This is a genomic window from Burkholderia sp. 9120, from assembly GCF_000745015.1.
Classification (GTDB): Bacteria; Pseudomonadota; Gammaproteobacteria; order Burkholderiales; family Burkholderiaceae; genus Paraburkholderia.
Genome location: NZ_JQNA01000002.1, coordinates 3,423,099 through 3,437,714, shown reverse-complemented (window position 1 = coordinate 3,437,714; position 14,616 = coordinate 3,423,099). Strand labels below are relative to the sequence as shown.

Here is a 14,616-nt window from a genome sequence, read left to right as displayed (position 1 = left end):
GACGCCAACGGCCCGCTTCTAACCCAGCCATTCAACACTGCGATGACCTCGACCCTTCACGCCGAACTCGGCGACACGCTTTATCGCGCCTGGCTCGACCGCGCGCCGATCGCACCGTTCTCCGCGCGCGCGGACGGCTTGCCGCTCGCCGACGCTTACCGGGTGCAACAGCATTTCATCGCGCGCCGGATCGATGCGGGCGAGACTGTCGTCGGCAAGAAGATCGGCCTGACGAGCGCGGCCGTGCAGAACATGCTCGGCGTTCATCAGCCGGACTTCGGCATTTTGCTGTCGGGCATGCACTACGTCGCCGGCGAGGCGATTCCGATCGACACGCTGATCGCGCCGCGCGCCGAAGGTGAAATCGCGTTCTACCTGAAACACGATCTGCGCGGCCCAGGCGTGACACGCGAAGCCGTGCTCGCCGCCACCGACGCCGTCGGCGCGTGCTTCGAAATCGTCGATTCGCGGATTCGCGACTGGGCGATCCGCATTGGCGACACGGTCGCCGACAACGCGTCGTGCGGCGTCTACGTGCTCGGCCACGAGCGCGTATCGCCCGACGCGTTGGATCTCGCCGCCTGCCGCATGACGCTCGACAAAAACGGCGCGCGCGTCGCGGAGGGCGTCGGCGCCGCCGCGCTCGGCCACCCCGCCGACGCCGTCGCGTGGCTCGCGAATACGCTCGGCGAACTCGGCGTGCCGCTGCTCGCCGGCGAGGTCGTGCTGTCGGGTTCGCTCGCGGCGTTGATTCCTGTTACTGGCGGCGACGTGCTGGAGATGCATATCGAAGGCATCGGCGGTTGTTCGGTGCGCTTCGTCTGATTGCTTGACCGTCTTTCACTAAAGGATGCATTGAATGAGCAAGATCAAATGCGCGTTGATCGGGCCCGGCAACATCGGCACCGATCTGCTGTACAAGCTGCGCCGCAGCGCGGTGCTCGAACCGGTCTGGATGGTCGGTGTGGACGCGGCGTCGGAAGGTCTCGCACGCGCCCGCGAGCTGGGATTGAAGACCACCGCCGACGGCATAGACGGCTTGCTGCCGCATCTCGCCGCCGACGACATCCGCATTGCGTTCGACGCCACTTCCGCCTACGTCCACCGCGAGCATTCCGACAAGCTGATCTCGCGCGGCGTGCGCGTGATCGACCTGACGCCTGCCGCAATCGGCCCGTTCTGCGTGCCGCCGGTGAACCTTGCCGCGCAGAACGACCAGCAGGTGATGAACGTCAACATGGTGACATGCGGCGGCCAGGCGACCATTCCGATGGTGCATGCCGTGTCGCGTGTGCAGCGCGTGGTGTACGGCGAGATTGTCGCGACGGTGTCGTCGCGTTCGGTCGGTCCCGGCACGCGCAAGAATATCGACGAGTTCACCCGCACCACGTCACTGGCGATCGAGCAGATTGGCGGCGCGGCGGTGGGCAAGGCGATCATCGTGATCAACCCGGCCGAGCCGCCGCTGATCATGCGCGACACGATTCATTGTTTGACCAAGAGCGATCCCGACGTCGACGCGATCACCGCGTCCGTGCATGCGATGGTCGACGAGGTGCGCCAATATGTGCCCGGCTACACGCTGAAAAACGGCCCCGTATTCGACGGCCGACGCGTTTCCGTGTTCATGGAAGTGGAAGGTCTCGGCGACTATCTGCCGAAATACGCCGGCAATCTCGACATCATGACCGCCGCTGCCGCGCGCACGGCGGAAGTCTTCGCCCAACAGATGCTCGCCGCATCCACCACCGCCTAAGGAGCGACCATGTCATTAGCAGGAACGCGAATTACCGTACACGACATGACGTTGCGCGACGGCATGCATCCGAAGCGTCATCAGATTTCGCTGGACCAGATGCGCGGCATTGCGCGCGGTCTCGATGCAGCCGGTGTGCCGTTGATTGAAGTCACGCATGGCGATGGCTTGGGCGGTGCGTCGGTGAATTATGGTTTTCCGGCGCATACCGACGAGGCTTATTTGAGTGCGGTGATTGCCGAGTTGAAGCAGGCCAAGGTCTCCGCGTTGTTGATACCGGGCATTGGGACGGTCGAGCATTTGCGGATGGCGCACGATCTTGGCGTGCATACGATACGGGTGGCGACGCACTGTACCGAGGCGGATGTGTCCGAGCAGCACATTGGGTTAGCGCGCAAGCTTGGCATGGATACGGTTGGTTTTCTGATGATGGCGCATATGTCGCCGGCTGGGGAGCTGGTTGCGCAGGCGAAGCTGATGGAGTCGTATGGGGCGAATTGCATCTATATCACCGACTCCGCGGGGCATATGTTGCCCGACGATGTGACTGCGCGGATTAGCCGGGTGCGCGAGGCGTTGCGTCCTGAGACTGAGCTTGGGTTTCATGGGCATCACAATCTCGCGATGGGCGTGGCGAATTCTATTGCTGCTGTGGCTGCAGGGGCTAATCGGATTGATGCGGCTGCGGCCGGGCTTGGGGCTGGGGCTGGGAATACGCCGATGGAAGTGTTTGTCGCGGTCTGTGAGCGGATGGAGATTCATACCGGGGTGGATGTGTTTCGCATCTCCGATGTGGCTGAGGATCTTGTTGTGCCTATTATGGATGCGCCTATTCGGCTTGATAGAGATGCGCTGACGCTTGGGTATGCTGGGGTGTATTCGTCTTTCTTACTTTTTGCTAAGCGGGCTGAGGCTAAGTATCGGGTTCCTGCCAGGGATATTCTGGTTGAGCTTGGGAGGCAGAGGCTTGTTGGGGGGCAGGAGGATATGATTGAAGATACGGCGCTTACGCTTGCTAAATTGCGGGCGGGTTGAGGTGTTTTGCCTGCGCGGCGCTTCTTGTTTGTGCTCTCTGTGGTGTTGGCCTTTCCTTGTGTTGTTAGTGGTCTATTAGCGATCCCCCTGTGCGGGGGGGCACCTACTTTTCTTTGCCTGCCGCAAAGAAAAGTAGGCAAAAGAAAGCGGCTCACACCGCCAGCTCTTAAGTGGGTTTCGTGGTTTACCACCGGTAGTGGTGCATCTGGAATCCGTGCCCCCGCACACTCCGCGCTCGTGACACAGCAGTCATTCATCCCGCGTCGCGCTACGCGCTCGCGGAACGGTCGGCTTTGCAACACTCGGCTCGTTTTCGCGCGGCGGGGGCCCTCGGCTTCGCCTCGGCTAGATGCCCAGACTGATTGCCGAATCAGGTGCCACCACCGGTAAAGACCGCCGATTTGACGAACAGGCGCCACGGCGCGCGAAGCGTCGCCGGAAGAATGACACCTTTGTCACTGACGCCAAATGCGCGAGAGCACGGATTCCAGATGCACCACTACCGTGGCTGCGCGGGAGACCCACTTAGCAGGGGTCTTGCTTGAACAACCGCCGCGGCGCGCGAAGCGCCGCCGGAAGAATGACGCCTTTGTCACTAACGCCAAATGCGCGAGAGCACGGATTCCAGATGCACCACTAATGGTGGAGTACCACGAAACCCACTTAAGAGCTGGCGGTGTGAGCCGCTTTCTTTTGCCTACTTTTCTTTGCGGCAGGCAAAGAAAAGTAGGTGCCCCCCCGCACAGGGGGATCACTAATAGACCACCGTGAACACAAGGAAAGGCCAACACCAAAGAGAGCCCAGAAAAGAAGCGCCACGCAGGCAAAACACCTCTCTAAAAGGAACAAAAAAATGCCCAAATCAAAACTTCTACCGACCTTACTGCTAACAATATCAATCAGCGCGAACGCGCACCCCACCGACCAGTACATAAAGTTCGAAAAGATCCAGAACACCCGAGATCTGGGCGGCATAGAGACCAAAGACGGCAGTCAAATAACCCCTCACCGCCTCTACCGCAGCGGCAACCCCTCCCAAGCCTCGAAGCAGGACATAAAAACCCTACAGGCAATGCACCTCGACGCAATAGTAGACTTCCGCGCCGCAAGCGAAAAACAGCCATCAGAAAAAGCCTTCGCAGAACAATTCCCCTGGCAATCCGACCCAGTCCTCGCCGGCAACCTGGCGCCCTCAGCCATCATCCCACTCCTCAAGCGCTCCACCCCTGAGCAAATGCACGACTTCATGCTCAACCTCTACCGCCAGTTCCCCAGCAACTACCAACCCCAATTCGCCCACTTCCTGAAACTGGCCGAAGACAACAAAACCATCCTCTACCACTGCACCGCCGGCAAAGACCGCACCGGCTTCGCCACAGTCCTGCTGTTGTCCGCACTCGGCGTAGACCGCCCCACCACAATCGCCAACTACCTCGAATCAAACCGCTACAACGCAGCAAGCAACGCCCAAGCCACCGAGCAACTGCAAAAACTCGGCATCGCCCCCGACGTCGTCGCCCCGCTACTCACCGTCGACCCCGACTACATCGGCGCATCCATGCAAGTCATCGACCAGCAATACGGCGGCATGCAGCACTACCTCGTCGACGTACTCCACATCGATATCGCGAAGATCCGCGCCAACTATCTCACCCCGCCCGCGCAACCCATCACGAACTGAACCCGCAAAAGAAAGAAGGCGGTGCATGCACCGCCCTCCGTTCAATCATCAAGCCTCAAACCTCAAGCCTCAAACACATGCCTCAACGGCGGCGGCGTACCGCCCTCGCGCACCTTGATCTCCACCACCTTGCGCGCCGTGCTCGACGGACGCACATCCGCCGCGTCCAGATAGAACTGCGAGTACCAGTCGCGCATCTGATACAGCGGCCCATCGCCCTCGCACAGCAACGGATTGTCGATCCGCGTCTTCGTGTCCCAGATCGCGACGTCCTCGTAGAACGCGGCCTGCGCCTGCTTCGCATACGCGCGCGCAATCTCCATGTTCTGCTCGTCGGAGAGTCCCGGCACCTTCTTCACCATCACGCCATAACGCAGCTCGAAACTGTTCATGTCGGTCGGTACATGGCAGTTCAGCAGAATCGAATGAATCGGATGGCCCCCGCTCTGCCCCGTCATTTCCGTGATGTGATACGCGGGGCCGAAATACGTCGACAGCGCAATCAGCTCGTCGTCGCCCAGGCGCTCGCTGCGACCCACCAGCAGTTGCGTCGCCTTGTGGCCTTCGAACAGGTTGGCGAAGTAATCGACCGGCGCGCCATGCACGGTCGAAAAGTGCGCCATGTCGGAAATGTTATCGACCAGTTCGCGACAGTTCGTGCCGATCTCCATCCGGTCCACCACCCACGCGGACCAGTCGTTGGAAAAGCACGCTTCGATACGCGGAATCGTCACGGCCTCGTCCGGCGGATTGCCCTCCGGGTCGTGCCAGACGAACAGCAACTGGTTCTGCTCGCAAGTCTGCCAGGTGCCGATCTTCGCCTTCGGCGGAATCCGCTTGCAATACGGAATCGACTGGCAATTGCCGTCGCCGTCCCACTGCCAGCCGTGAAACGGACACACCAAGGTATCGCCATCCACGCGGCCGGCGCTCAAATCACCGCCCATGTGCGGACAAAAGCCATCGACCACGTTGACGCGACCGTGCGAATCCATGAACGCTGCGAGACGCCGGCCGAAAATATTCAGCGTGTGCGGCTTGCCATCCTTGTAGTCGCTCGCGAGACCCAGGCAATGCCAGCCGCGCGCATAGCGCTGCACGAGCGGTTGCGCTTCGATTTTGTAGGGACGTGCGGACATCTCTTATCTCCTCCGATGGAAAAGGCGGCGCCACCAGCCCGCCGCCGTCATAGGTCTGTCTGGACCGCGCGCGGACCCGCGCGCTTACGCCTGACGATAGACGCCGCCATCGCTTCGTTCATCGTCTCGACGGACTAGGTATTTCAGCTAGCCCTGGCGCGCCGAATTGCCGTGTTCGAACGTCGCGGCTTCGTTCGCCTTCACCGCAGCGGCAGTCGCTCGTGCGCCGCCGTCAGGCGAGGCAACGGTGGCGCCGGTGCTCTCCACCCGACCCGCACGCCGCTCCGCACGCTCCACACCGAGCCAGGCCGCCAGCGCCGGCAGCAGGAACACCGCGCCGAACAGATTGACGAGGAACATGAACGCGAGCAGCACGCCCATATCCACCTGGAACTTCAGCGCGGAAAACGCCCACGTGCCCACGCCGATAAACATCGTCACCGCCGTGAACAACGCAGCGGTGCCGCGTTGGCGCATCGCGGCCGCGAACGCATCCGGCAGGCTCGCGCCGTCACGCACCTCATGCTGCAAACGTTCGTAGAGATAGATGCCGTAATCGACGCCCACGCCGACGCCCAGCGTAATCACCGGCAAGGTGGCGACCTTGAGGCCGATGCCGAGCCACGCCATCACCGCGTTGCACAGAATCGACACCACCGTCAGCGGCACCACGATGCACAACACCGCGCGCCACGAGCGGAACGTCACGACGCACAGCAGCGCGATCGCACCGAAGATCGACAGCAGCATCGCCACTTCGGCATCGGCCACGGCTTCGTTGGTCGCCGCCATCACACCGACATTGCCACCGCCGAGCCGGAACGCCACGTTCGGTGTGTGATCCTCCGCGGCCAGCCGTTTGATCTCGTCGACAATGTGCGCAATCGTTTTGCCCTCGTGATTCGTGGTGTAAATCAACACCTGGATCACCTGGCAGTTTTCGGTGTTCATGCCGTTGTCGGGATCGAACGCGTTGGCGCCCTGGGTCAAGCCATCACTCGAACGCGGCAATGCGCCCCAGCGCGGATTGCCTTCGTTGAACGCGGCAATCGAAATCTTCGCCAGCGACGGCACGCTCACCACCGACTGCACGCCCGCCACGCCGCGCATCTCCATTTCGAAGCGTTCAATCGCGCTCATCACCGGATAGTGCAGACAGGCATCGTCGAAACCCATCGTCTCGACGAACACCGAGAGCGCGTCGACGCCAATGTCGTATTGACTCGTGATCCGCGCGTTGTCGAGGTTGTAGCGCGAGTTGGCGCGCAATTCCGGCGCGCCGGAGCCAATGTCGCCAATCTGCAGATCGCGCGACGCCTTCGCGCCGAAGCCGAGCAGCACCAGCGCGACAACGAACACGCCTAAAGCGGGCGCGGGCCGCGCAAACACCGCGAAACGCGTCCACAGACGGCTACCCCCGGCCGCCGCGCGAGCCTGCGCGCGCGCCAACGTCGTTTTTTCCAGCTGCGTGTACGACAGCAAAATCGGCAGAAACACCTTGTTGGTGATGATCATCAACAGCACGCCAAGGCACGCGGTCACGCCCAGTTCGCGCACGATCTCGATCTGGATGCGCATGATCACCATGAAGCCCAGCGCATTGGTCAGCAACGCGACGGTGCCCGGCACAAACAGCTTGCGAAACGCGTCGCGCGCGGCATCCACCGGCGGCATGCCGGTCACCAGCGCCTGCTTCCACGCATTCGTCATCTGCACGGCGTGCGAGACGCCGATCGAAAAGATCAGGAACGGCACGAGGATCGACATCGGATCGATGCCGAGTCCGAGCACCGGCAGCGCGCCGAGCAGCCACACCACCGGCAGCAACGCGACGAACAGCGCGAGCGCGGTGGTCTTGATGGAACGCGTGTAGAGCAGCAGCAACCCGGCGGTAATCACGAACGCCAGCGCGAAAAACCCCATCACCCCGCTAATACCGGACTCGACATCGCCGACGAGTTTCGCAAAACCGATAATGTCGACCTCGACGTCCTGATTCGAATAGCGCGCGCGAATCTGGTCGAGCTGTCGCGCTACCGCGCCGTAGTCGAGATGCTTGCCGGTGGTCGGATCGGTCTCGCGCAACTCCGCGCGGATCAGCGCGGAATGCAGATCGTTGCCGACCAGCCGGCCGATCTGCCCCGAACGCGCGACGTTGCGACGCACGGTGGCGAGATCGTTCGGATTCGCGCTGCTGAACTGGCCGGGCACCACCACGTCGCCGCGAAAACCGGCTTCGGTCACCTCCGTGTAGCGCACGTTCGGCGTGAACAGCGAGAACACCCGCGAACGATTCACGCCGGGAATGAAGAACACATCGTCGGTGGCGTGGCGCAGGTCGTCCATGAACGCCTGGTTGTAGATATCGCCGTGACCTTTCCAGCGCAGGCTCACGAGTATGGTATTGGCGCCGGGAAAAGCGCTCGCGTAGCGGTTGAACACCTGCATGTACGGGTGCTGCATCGGGATCATCTTGTTGAACCCGGGATCGAGCCGCAAGCGCGTCGCGGAACAACCCAATGCGACGGTCAGCGCGAGGCAGAGCGTCAGCAGAATGCGACGGTGCCGCATGATGGTGTCGGCGCAACGTTCGACAAAGCGCGACAGGCGCGACGGCGCGCGGGACGAAGAAGGACGGGACGGAGCGTTCATGAGGCTTCTCACGGCAAGGCAACGGAATGCCCCGCGAACGCGGCCGAGATACGGCGGGCGAACGCGCGGCGAAAGATCGTCTGGCGACTGGCTAGCTGGGCTGCGGGATCAGGAAGACGGCGCGCTGGCCGCTGCCTGTTTCGCACGCGGTGGAGACGCTGGCGGTGACTTCGGCAACGTCGGCAACACCGGCAGCAGCGACACACCCGCTTCGCCGCCCAGCGCCAACTCGCCATGCCCCACGTCCACCACCGCGGCGAGACTCTGCACGCCGCCGACCTTGCGCACCGCGTAGGTCAGACCGTCGTCGCGCGACGTGACGATCGCGCCGCCTTGCCCCACCAGCACCAGTTCGCCATCGGCCAGTTGCACCGCGCCGAAATACGACGTGCCCACGCGGCTATCTACATGCGTCCACGTCTCGCCTTGATCGGTGCTGCGCAGCACGTTGCCGCGCATGCCGTATGCGAGCCAGTCACCGTCGGCCAGTTTCAGCACGCCGAATAGCGAGCCCTGATACGGCACCGGCCGCTTTTCCCAGGTCGCGCCGCGATCGGTGGAGCGCAATAGCGTGCCGGTTTCGCCGGCGATGATCAGGTTGCCGTTAGCGTCGCCGGCAATCGCGTTCAGATGGCGGTCGTCGGCGGGCGTTTTTTGCTGAGCCCAGGTTGCGCCGGCATCGTGCGAAACGAAGAGCTGGCCGAAGCTGCCGGTCACGAACACGAGGCCGTCTGCGTTGCCCCACACCGACAGCAGCGGGTCCGAATGCTTGTGGTCGAAATGGACCTCGCTCCAGTGCGCGCCGCCGTCGACGCTGCGCAGGATCCAGCCGTCGTGGCCAACCGCGATGCCGATCTGCGGCGATATAAAGAACACTTGCGTGAGCGCCGACGCTTCATCGGTCGCGACCGTAGCTTGCCGCCACGATGCGCCGCTGTCGTCGCTGAGCAGGATCACGCCGCGCTCGCCGACCGCGACGAGTCGCGTGCCGGCCTTTGCGAGTCCATTGATCTGCAGACGATCGGCCTGAAGCGTCGTCGCCGCGAACGCCGGTAGCGGGCGCGGCGAGAACGCGAACAGCGCCGCGCCGAGCACGGCCGCCGACAGCAGCAAGCCAGGTAATGTCGTTTTCATGTTGTCTCCTGTCGACCAGAGTTGGCGCTTTAGCGCCTTACTCTGGTCCCATGCAAAGCTGTCGACCAGAGTTCGCGCTTCAGCGCGTTACTCTGGTCCCATGCACTGCACTTATCTCCGATCCCATGCAACGCTCCGATCTGCGATCTACGCCGCTGTTTCGAAGAGCGCCGCCGCCCCCATGCCGCCACCTATGCACATAGTCACAACGACATAGCGCACGCCGCGCCGCCGCGCTTCGAGCAAACCGTGCATCGTCATACGCGTGCCCGACATCCCGAACGGATGCCCCACCGCAATCGCGCCACCGTTCACATTCAGACGGTCCTGCGCAATGCCCAGTTGATCGCGGCAATAAATCACCTGGCACGCGAACGCCTCGTTCATTTCCCACAGACCGATGTCGTTCACCGTGAGCCGATGCCGCGCTAACAGCTTCGGCACCGCGAGCGCCGGGCCGATGCCCATCTCGTCCGCGTCGCAACCGGCCACCGCGAGGCCGCGGAAAATACCGAGTGGCGCGAGGCCACGCTGTTTAGCCTCGGCCGCGCTCATCACGACCACCGCCGCCGCGCCGTCGGACAATTGCGACGCGTTGCCCGCCGTGATGAACTCGCCTTGCGCGACCGCTTCGCCGCCGCTCCACACCGGCTTCAGCGAGGCCAGACTCTCAGCCGTGGTGTCGGCGCGGTTGCACTCGTCGCGTGTGGCGCGCACGCTTTCGCTGCCCGTCTGCTTGCCTTCCCTGTCGAACAGCGCGCGTTGCACGTCGAGCGCAACGATTTCTTCGTCGAAGCGCCCTGCCGCTTGTGCGGCCGCCGTGCGCTGCTGACTCGTCAACGCATACTCGTCCTGTGCTTCGCGCGTAATGCCGTAGCGGCGCGAGACGACCTCGGCCGTTTCGATCATCGCCATATACGCGGCGGGTTGATTCGCGAGCACCGCTTCGGAGCGCGCGCGATAGCTGTTCTTGTACTTGTTCTGCGTGAGCGTGATCGATTCGACGCCACCTGCCACCACGATCCGCGCGTCGCCGCACAGAATGCTTTGCGCGGCGCTCGCAATCGTCATCAGGCCCGACGAGCACATGCGGTCCATCGCCATGCCCGGCACCGACGACGGCAAGGCCGCCGCCGCCGCGGAGAGCCGGCCGATGTTGTAACCCTGGGTGCCCTGCTGCGCGGCGCACCCCATCAGCACGTCGTCGATCTCGGCGCCGTCGAGTTGCGCGCGCTCCACGGCCGCACGCACCACATGGCCGCCTAACGCGGGCGCTTCGGTATCGTTGAACACGCCGCGATACGCTTTGCCGATCGGTGTGCGTGCAACCGATACGATGACCGCTTCGTTCATGAGCTATTTCCTCTACGGGTTCTACTGCTACGAATGGCTACAGGTAGTAACGGCTGATGGTGTCGGCCACGCAGCCGGGTTTGGGCTCGCCGTCAATTTCCACGGTGACGCGAATCCATGCCTGCACGCCGCCCTCGAACGCTTCGGCACGCAGCAACTGGCCGACGCCGCGAATCCGCGCGCCGACGCGCACCGGTGCGGGAAAGCGGATCTTGTCGCAGCCGTAGTTGACGCCGAGCCGCGCGCCGTCGATGCGCACGATTTGCGGCAAAAAGAAATTGACCAGCGAGAGCGTGAGGAAACCGTGCGCGATGCACGCGCCGAACGGACCTTGCCCGGCGCGTTCGGCATCGACGTGGACCCATTGATGATCGAGCGTCGCGTCCGCGAAACGGTCGATACGCGTTTGATCGACCTGCAGCCACGCGCTTTCACCGAGCGTTTGCCCCACCGCCGCGATCAGTTCGCCGGGATGCGCGAACACGCACGCGGGTTGCGGGTTGTCGTCGATCTCCGCCATGGCGCGCTCCATCACGCGTGCTGGCTGCTGACCGACAGCACTTCGCCAGTCATATACGACGCGTAGTCGCTTGCGAGAAAGACCATCACGTTCGCCACCTCCCACACTTCGGCGGCGCGTCCGAATGCTTCACGCGACGCCAGTTGATCGAGCAGATCGGCCGAAGCCGATTTCTTCAGAAAATCGTGCAACGCAATACTCGGTGCGACCGCGTTGATGCGCACGCCGTAAGGCGCGGCTTCGAGCGCCGCACAGCGCGTCAGCGCCATGACGCCGGCCTTCGCCGCCGCGTAGTGCGCCTGTTCCGCCTGCGCGCGCCAGCCGAGCACCGACGCGTTGTTGACGATCACGCCATGGCCGCGCTGCTGCATGTGCGGCAACATCGCCCGCGTCATCCGGAACGTGCCGGTAAGGCTAATGTCGATCACGCGCGACCATTCGGCATCGTCCATATCGACGATGCGGCGCGCGCCGCCGAGCCCGGCGTTGTTGATCAGCACGTCGACGCCCGCCAGCTTGTCTTCGGCGTCGGCCACCAGCGCGCGCACGTCCTCTTCCACCGAGACGTTGCACAGGCGCCCGTAAATGGCCTGCAAACCGGTTTCGGCGCGCAGCGTCTCGACCGCCTGCGCCAGCCGCCGTTCGTGAATGTCGGAGATGAACAGCGCACGGCAGCCTTCTTCCGCGCAGCGCTTCGCGGCGGCGAAGCCGATGCCGACGCCGGCGGCGGCGGTAATCAGCACCGACCTGCCGGCCAGCAACTGATGACCCGGCACATACGCGGGCGCGCTGCGCACCGTTTGAGACTCGTTCATAGCGTTCCTCTGGGTTCTTTCGGCATGCCGAGCCCGCGCTCGGCCATGATGTTGAGCTGGATTTCGTTGGTGCCCGCGTAGATCGTGTCGGCGCGCGAGAACAGGAAAACGCCTTGCAGACGGCTGCGTTTCTCCTGATCGGCGTCGAGCAGGTTGGCGTTGGGGCCGAGCACGTCCATGGCCAGCTGGCCGAGTTCGCGGTGCCAGTTGGACCAGTAGTACTTGTAGATCAGCGCCTCGCGGCCCGGCGCGGTAGCGGCGGCCGCGTTTGCCGTGTTGGCCGCGTTGGCATCGTCGGCGCCGGCCAGCATGCGCAGCGCGTTGTAGCGCATCACACGCAAGCCCGCCCACGCCCGCGCGATCCGTTGGCGGATCACGGCGTCGTGCGCAACGCCCGCTTCGTGCGCGGCGTCGATCACCCAGTCCAGTTCGCGGATGAACTGCATCTGCTGGCCGAGCGTCGACATGCCGCGTTCAAAACCGAGCAAGGTCATCGCAATGCGCCAGCCGTCGCCGGGCGCGCCCACGAGATCGTCCGCGGCGGCGAGCGCGCCGTCGAAGAACACCTCGTTGAATTCCGCGCCGCCGTTCATCTGCCGGATTGGCCGGATTTCGACGCCGGGTTGATCGAGCGGCAGCAACAGGAACGACAGGCCGCGATTGCCGCGCGAATCGGGATCGGTGCGCGCAACGACGAAGATCCAGTCGGAATCGTGCGCGAGCGAGGTCCAGACTTTCTGGCCGTAAATGCGCCAGTTGCCGTGGTCGTCGCGAACGGCACGGGTGCGGATGTTCGCGAGATCGGAGCCCGCGCCCGGTTCCGAATAGCCCTGGCACCAGAACTGCGTGCCGTTCAGGATGCCGGGCAGGAAACGCTTTCGCTGATCGTCGGTGCCGCACGCGATCAGCGTTGGGCCGAGCAGGCCTTCGCCGATATGTCCCATGCGGCCGGGGCCGCCGGCGCGCGCGTATTCCTCGTGGAAGATCACCTGCTGCGCGACCGTGAAGGCGCGGCCGCCTTCGCTCGTGGGCCAGCTGAGTCCCGTCCAGCCGCCGTCCGCCAGTTCGCGTTCCCATTGCTTGCGCAGCGCCGGATAGGCGTCTTCGTCGCCGGGACCGCCACGGTATTTCAGGCACGCGAATTCGCCCGTTAGATGCGTGTGCATCCAGTCGGCGACTTCGACACGCAAGCGCTCGTAGTGTGTTTCGCTATTCATCACAGGACTCCCGCGAGCACGTTTTGCGCGTGGTCGGCGTGCGCGTCGGCAGGCGCCTCAGACTGCGGATCACGGCGATCCACCAATCGTTGCGCGATCCACGACAACATTTGCGAGCTCGTGCCGAATAGCGCGCTCGACGCCTGAGCCCGTTTGAAATACAACTGCGGGTCGTATTCCCAGGTGAAACCGACGCCGCCGTGCAACTGGATCGCTTCCTGCGCGCAGAAGCGGAACGCGTCGTTAGCGGTCGCTTTGGCTGCGGCGATATCCGCGAAGACGTCGGCACCGGGTGATGCAGCGGCACTCGCCTGATCCCACGTTTGCGCGGCGCCTAAAACGACCGAGCGGCTGGCTTCGATCTCGACCAGCATCTGTGCGCAGCGGTGTTTGACCGCCTGAAACGATGCGATCGCGCGGCCAAATTGCACACGATCCGCGGTGTAGGCCAGTGTGAGATCGAGACATTGCTGCGCGCCGCCGACCTGTTCGGCGGCGAGCGCCAGCGCGGCGAACCATGCGGTGTGCGAGAGCACGCGTTCGACTTCGCGACCACGAGCCAGAACAGCGGAGCGCGGGAGGTCGACGTCATGCAGGTCGAGCCGTGCGAGGGGACGCGTTGTATCGAGCGTGACGAGCGGCGTGCGGGTCAGCCCCGCGATGTCCGCGCCACGCAGCTCGAACAGTGCGAGCGTCTGCGCTTCGTTGGCAACACGCGCCGGCACCAGTAACAGTCCGGCGCTCGCGCCGTCGATCACTTGATCGAGCGTGCCGGACAGACGGTAACCGCCGCCGGTTTCTTCCGCGTGCAGCGGCACCGTGCGTGCGTCGAAGTTGAATCCGAATCCGAATCCGAATCCGCTTGAAACCGGTAGCGCTCGCGTATCGAAGTCGAAACCTGCCGACAGCGGCAACGCGAGCGTGGCGCTCAATTCACCGCTCGCGATCCGTGCAAGGTGCTCACGCGCAGCCTCCGCATCGCTCACACCGTCATCCACGCCGTCGCTCAGCATCGCCAACGCCGTCGCCGCCAGACAGACCGTGCCGAAGTACGGCACGCACGCGAGCCGCCGGCCGAGCTGTTCCATCATCAGCACCAGTTCCGTCGCGCCCAGACCGGCACCGCCCGCGTCTTCCGGCACCGTGAGCGCACACCAGCCGAGTTCGCCCGCGACCGTGCGCCACAACGCCTCATCACGACCCGCGCCCTGTTCGATCGCGTGCCGCACCGCCGCCGACGCGCTGCACTCGGTCAGCACCTCGGCCGCCGCGTCGCGAATCATGATCTGTTCTTCGGAAAGAGCGAGGTTCATC

General features: G+C 63.7%; 12 protein-coding genes. 4 read left to right on the top strand and 8 right to left on the bottom strand.

The features are described 5' to 3' along the window. Positions 1-42: 42 nt before the first annotated feature. The 4 genes from dmpE to FA94_RS23605 all read left to right on the top strand — a co-directional run bounded on the left by dmpE (position 43) and on the right by FA94_RS23605 (position 4,472). Positions 43-825: a 2-oxopent-4-enoate hydratase gene (gene dmpE, locus FA94_RS23620; RefSeq protein ID WP_035555841.1), complete on the top strand. Its 783-nt coding sequence runs from the start codon at positions 43-45 to the stop codon at positions 823-825. A 34-nt stretch (positions 826-859) separates the two neighbouring features. After that, positions 860-1,756, top strand: a complete 897-nt coding sequence (locus FA94_RS23615; RefSeq protein ID WP_035555839.1) for an acetaldehyde dehydrogenase (acetylating) — start codon at positions 860-862, stop codon at positions 1,754-1,756. A gap of 9 nt (positions 1,757-1,765) precedes the next feature. Beyond that, positions 1,766-2,791, top strand: coding sequence for a 4-hydroxy-2-oxovalerate aldolase (gene dmpG, locus FA94_RS23610; RefSeq protein WP_035555837.1), 1,026 nt, complete (start codon positions 1,766-1,768; stop codon positions 2,789-2,791). An 853-nt stretch (positions 2,792-3,644) separates the two neighbouring features. Then, a complete protein-coding gene (locus tag FA94_RS23605; RefSeq protein WP_051980690.1) occupies positions 3,645-4,472 on the top strand; it encodes a tyrosine-protein phosphatase in 828 nt (275 codons plus the stop codon). 62 nt (positions 4,473-4,534) lie between these two features. Here the strand turns inward: FA94_RS23605 and FA94_RS23600 are convergent, their stop codons facing one another. From FA94_RS23600 to FA94_RS23565, 8 genes are all read right to left on the bottom strand, one after another. Then, positions 4,535-5,611: a 3-ketosteroid-9-alpha-monooxygenase, oxygenase component gene (locus tag FA94_RS23600; RefSeq protein WP_035555834.1), complete on the bottom strand. Its 1,077-nt coding sequence runs from the start codon at positions 5,609-5,611 to the stop codon at positions 4,535-4,537. Positions 5,612-5,758: 147 nt separating this feature from the next. Continuing rightward, entirely contained in the window at positions 5,759-8,263 is a 2,505-nt protein-coding gene (locus tag FA94_RS23595) for an efflux RND transporter permease subunit (protein ID WP_035555832.1), read from the bottom strand. A gap of 108 nt (positions 8,264-8,371) precedes the next feature. Continuing rightward, entirely contained in the window at positions 8,372-9,397 is a 1,026-nt protein-coding gene (locus FA94_RS23590; RefSeq protein ID WP_051980689.1) for a WD40/YVTN/BNR-like repeat-containing protein, read from the bottom strand. 147 nt (positions 9,398-9,544) lie between these two features. Beyond that, positions 9,545-10,750, bottom strand: coding sequence for an acetyl-CoA C-acyltransferase (locus FA94_RS23585; protein ID WP_035555830.1), 1,206 nt, complete (start codon positions 10,748-10,750; stop codon positions 9,545-9,547). Between the two features lie 37 nt (positions 10,751-10,787). Further along, entirely contained in the window at positions 10,788-11,270 is a 483-nt protein-coding gene (locus tag FA94_RS23580) for a MaoC family dehydratase (protein ID WP_051980688.1), read from the bottom strand. 11 nt (positions 11,271-11,281) lie between these two features. Beyond that, positions 11,282-12,085 (bottom strand): SDR family oxidoreductase, encoded by an 804-nt coding sequence (locus FA94_RS23575; RefSeq protein WP_035555828.1) that lies wholly within the window; start codon positions 12,083-12,085, stop codon positions 11,282-11,284. Next, on the bottom strand, positions 12,082-13,302 hold the full coding sequence (locus tag FA94_RS23570; protein ID WP_035555827.1) for an acyl-CoA dehydrogenase family protein: 1,221 nt from the start codon (positions 13,300-13,302) through the stop codon (positions 12,082-12,084). Before FA94_RS23570 ends, FA94_RS23575 begins: the two co-directional genes overlap by 4 nt. After that, positions 13,302-14,615, bottom strand: a complete 1,314-nt coding sequence (locus FA94_RS23565; protein ID WP_051980687.1) for an acyl-CoA dehydrogenase family protein — start codon at positions 14,613-14,615, stop codon at positions 13,302-13,304. The genes FA94_RS23570 and FA94_RS23565 overlap by 1 nt, the downstream gene beginning before the upstream one ends. Between the last annotated feature and the right edge of the window lies 1 nt (position 14,616).

Excerpts from the sequence above, each read along its gene's own strand:
- FA94_RS23570 (WP_035555827.1), bottom strand. The coding sequence starts at position 13,302 with ATGAATAGCGAAACACACTACGAGCGCTTGCGTGTCGAAGTCGCCGAC.
- FA94_RS23615 (WP_035555839.1), top strand. The coding sequence starts at position 860 with ATGAGCAAGATCAAATGCGCGTTGATCGGGCCCGGCAACATCGGCACC.
- dmpE (WP_035555841.1), top strand. The coding sequence starts at position 43 with ATGACCTCGACCCTTCACGCCGAACTCGGCGACACGCTTTATCGCGCC.
- FA94_RS23595 (WP_035555832.1), bottom strand. The coding sequence starts at position 8,263 with ATGAACGCTCCGTCCCGTCCTTCTTCGTCCCGCGCGCCGTCGCGCCTG.
- FA94_RS23565 (WP_051980687.1), bottom strand. The coding sequence starts at position 14,615 with ATGAACCTCGCTCTTTCCGAAGAACAGATCATGATTCGCGACGCGGCG.
- dmpG (WP_035555837.1), top strand. The coding sequence starts at position 1,766 with ATGTCATTAGCAGGAACGCGAATTACCGTACACGACATGACGTTGCGC.
- FA94_RS23575 (WP_035555828.1), bottom strand. The coding sequence starts at position 12,085 with ATGAACGAGTCTCAAACGGTGCGCAGCGCGCCCGCGTATGTGCCGGGT.
- FA94_RS23590 (WP_051980689.1), bottom strand. The coding sequence starts at position 9,397 with ATGAAAACGACATTACCTGGCTTGCTGCTGTCGGCGGCCGTGCTCGGC.
- FA94_RS23580 (WP_051980688.1), bottom strand. The coding sequence starts at position 11,270 with ATGGCGGAGATCGACGACAACCCGCAACCCGCGTGCGTGTTCGCGCAT.
- FA94_RS23605 (WP_051980690.1), top strand. The coding sequence starts at position 3,645 with ATGCCCAAATCAAAACTTCTACCGACCTTACTGCTAACAATATCAATC.
- FA94_RS23600 (WP_035555834.1), bottom strand. The coding sequence starts at position 5,611 with ATGTCCGCACGTCCCTACAAAATCGAAGCGCAACCGCTCGTGCAGCGC.
- FA94_RS23585 (WP_035555830.1), bottom strand. The coding sequence starts at position 10,750 with ATGAACGAAGCGGTCATCGTATCGGTTGCACGCACACCGATCGGCAAA.